This window comes from Leisingera sp. McT4-56, from assembly GCF_020514995.1.
In the GTDB taxonomy this organism is placed as follows: Bacteria; Pseudomonadota; Alphaproteobacteria; order Rhodobacterales; family Rhodobacteraceae; genus Leisingera; species Leisingera aquaemixtae_A.
The window spans coordinates 1-3,158 of the sequence record NZ_JAJALF010000052.1 but is presented as its reverse complement, the minus strand read 5'-3'; the positions used below and the strand labels follow the sequence as shown (position 1 = coordinate 3,158).

2 protein-coding genes are annotated in these 3,158 nt (G+C 62.4%); both read right to left on the bottom strand.

Features of this window, described 5'->3' with window-relative positions; all coding sequences use genetic code 11:
• Positions 1 to 296: 296 nt before the first annotated feature.
• Entirely contained in the window at positions 297 to 2,531 is a 2,235-nt protein-coding gene (locus LHL23_RS23285) for an AAA family ATPase (protein ID WP_226431740.1), read from the bottom strand.
• Positions 2,532 to 2,619: 88 nt separating this feature from the next.
• A partial coding sequence (locus tag LHL23_RS23280) for a 3CxxC-type zinc finger protein (RefSeq protein ID WP_226431739.1) occupies positions 2,620 to 3,158 on the bottom strand: 539 nt, incomplete at its 5' end.

The window sequence follows — 3,158 nt, the reverse complement described above, 5'->3', positions numbered from 1 at the left end:
CCGCCCGCGTGTGCTGATGGAGACAGTTTACTGCGCCGGATTGGGTTGGAGCGACCCGGGTTGTAACCCTGCGGAGACGGAAATTGTGGATAAGGGCCTGGAAATACGGAACTTTCGCTCTGCAGAGGGAGCTGGGCAGGGATGCGGGGCATAGACCGCCCCGGCGGAGCTTTGGGACAAAGTATTTCCGGAAGGGAATTATCCGGATTTTGGGCCAACTGGAGCCTGCGCCGCGGAAGTTTGCACATAAGAATTGTGCAAACCTCGCGGCGGTGCGGCTTGGTTGGCGGGCGCATCTACTGGTCCAGGACCGGCTCTGGACCATTTTTGCGCGGCACATCGCGCAGCCAGGACCGGACCGCCTTGGTATCGAACTCTCGTTTCTGCACCAGGTCTGCAGCCATGTCCTTAAGCAACTGCTGATGGGGATACAGCAGTGCGCGTACGTGGTCCTCCGCGTAGTCGAGCTTCTCACGGAGGCGTTTGCGGTCGGGTTCTGCAAGTTGGGCTGGATCCTGCGGTCCAAACCAGCCGTTGCCGAAGGCCCCTAAACCCAGTTCAAAATCCATCGCCAGAACCATCCGCGCAGCCTTTGCCAAATCGGACGTTGCGCCCCCGCCGGCCCCGGCAGAAACAGTCTCGAAGATGAGCCGCTCCGCCGCCCGCCCCGCGAGGTGGATATACAGCTGGCATTCAAAGTCTGCCGGCAGACCCGCGTTCGGGGGAACTTCCCGCTCAATTGTGCCGCCAGATGGAGACAGGCTGATCCGCGTGATCGTCTCGCCGTAGCTCCACGAGGTGATGGCGTGACCGGCTTCATGAATGGCGATGCGGTAAAGCAGGTCGTGGTTCTCCTCCTGTACCATGACTTGCAGATGGCGGCGCAGAAGCTGCAGATCGAGCGGGAAGCCGCTGTGACGGGCTTCACTGCGGGCTGAGCGCACCGCGGCGTCAACGTCGGCGGCGGTCTTTCCAATGCAGTCCCGCGCCAGCTCCAACATCGCATCCTCGGGGAATGCGTCCTGCAGCCGCTCAGCAAGGAGGTGCTGCAGCATTGCCTTGCTTGGCAGCGGCATCTCGATCTTGATGTCAAACCGCCCGGCTCTAAGAACTGCGGGGTCGATGTGCTGCGGGTGGTTGCAGGCACCAACCACCATGATCCCTGCATCCCGGCTGATGCGGTCCATCTGCTCCAGGAGACCAGCGATCACCTGCGATCCATATCTGCTGCCGTGGGTGTCGCCGCTGGTGCGCGAGCTGATCGCGTCGATCTCATCGATGAAGAGGATACAGGGAGCATTCTTCCGGGCTTCATCGAAGCTTTTGCGCATGGCGTGCAGGAGGTTGCCCAGATGCCCCTTGGCCTGCCATTCGGCGCAGCTTGTCTCGACGCAATTGACCCCGGCGCTCCGGCCCATCGCGCGGGCGAGGTGGCTCTTGCCGGTGCCCGGCAGGCCAAAAAGCAGCAAGGAGTGCGGGATCTCATTCCAGGCCACGCCGCCTTCGTCCCAGAGCCGCAGGTCTGCAACCAGTTGCCGGGCGGTGTCATAGGACCGGCCAATACCTGTGATCTCCTCCCTCGGCGCGTGGGCTTCGGGCGGTGAAGCGGCAGCGGCAGTAAGCGCCTGGGACAGGCGTTGCGCCATCTTCTTCGCTGTGGGCGCACGCAGGGCGAATGAGAGTGCGGCGGTGGAGAGCTCTTGCAGCTGGCCGTTCGGGGGCAGCGCGGCGCGGGCGGCGGCTTCATCAATGCGGCCCGTGCGGCTGTGGGTCCGACGCAGCAGGGCGATCAGAAAATCCGCGTCCACCTGCGGCAATGCCAGCTGATGGCAGTGCTCCGCCACCAGCGGCGCCGGCAGTGCCATCTCATCCGGCAGGCAGATCCACAAAGGCTGGCTGTGCGCCAGGCCTTTGATGATCAGATCGTGCAGCTCATCAATGTGTTGCTGTTCAATCGCACCATCGCGGGCACAGGGGACAGCGAGGGTCACGCGCTGGTTCAGTTGCACTTGGCGCCGGCCGTCATAGGCCTGCCAGCCCGGCGGCAGCAGGGCGTGGTTGAGGAGATTTTCCACGCTTGAAAACCCGGAGGCAGGAATGTTGTGCAGGATCAGCACGGCGCCACGGGCAAGCTGCGTGTCCACCGCAGCCGGGGAGCCGAAGGCCGCGGCGATCCGAAGCAGAAGAAGCAGCTTGTCTGCCGGCAGGTCTGTGTCCGGCAGCCAGCGGCCCGCGTTATCACATGCGTGCGGGTCGGCGCCTTCTTGATCCAGCGCTTCCCAGAGTTCCGGCGGCAGGTGCTGCACGTCCGAGTTCTCGCTCAGATGCTGCAGCAAGGAATGGGGTTGTTCCGGGGGCGTGGACACAAGCGGCTCCTCGGTGCCAGCACTGCCGTCTGGCGCGTCTTCTTTGAGTGTCTTGCGCCGAGTTTGCTGCAGCTCTCTGTGATAGAGATGATAGCGGCGGGCGCAGTCTTCGGCGAACTGCCACCAATCGGGGCGCGCGGGGTTGGAGAGATCAAGCTGGCTCATGGCAAGCCTCCTTCAAAAAGGCAAAAGGGATCGGGCGCCCGGTGAAACCGGGCGGGAGATGTTGGAAATTGAAGAGGAGGGGGGCCGCTTAGCGGTCTTCTTCTGCCTCAATGGCGTCGAGCATCGCGAAGATCACCTGGGCCGCATCGGCGAAGTAGACCTCGCTTTTGACGCTCAGCTCTTCTGCGTAGAGGTCTGGCGGCGCAACGCTGTCGGGGTGCTCTGCCTTCAGCCGCGCATGCAGGCCTTTCTCAATTTGCACAGCTGTGTGGCCGGAGCTGATGGGAACTGTTCGCAGGACCTGCGCCTCCGTCTCTTTGGTCTTCAAGAGCTGATGGTAAAGGCGGGAAATGGGATCCCTGCTGTAGCCGAGTTTGATCAGCTTGGCACCTTTGGCGAGTTTGAGCTTCATGACGTAGAGAAAACTTGGCGCACTGCTCCAGCCCTCGCCGCAGTTGCTGCATTGAAACCGGCCAGTCTGCATGTTGGCACGGGCAATCCGCTGAACATGGCCGCAGGCCTGATGCTGGTACAGACGGTAGTTCTGGTTGCCACCTGTGTCTTCTCCGATCAGGTGCCACCCCCGTTCTTCTGCTTCAGCCTGTTCTTTGTCAGCGTGGCAAATCT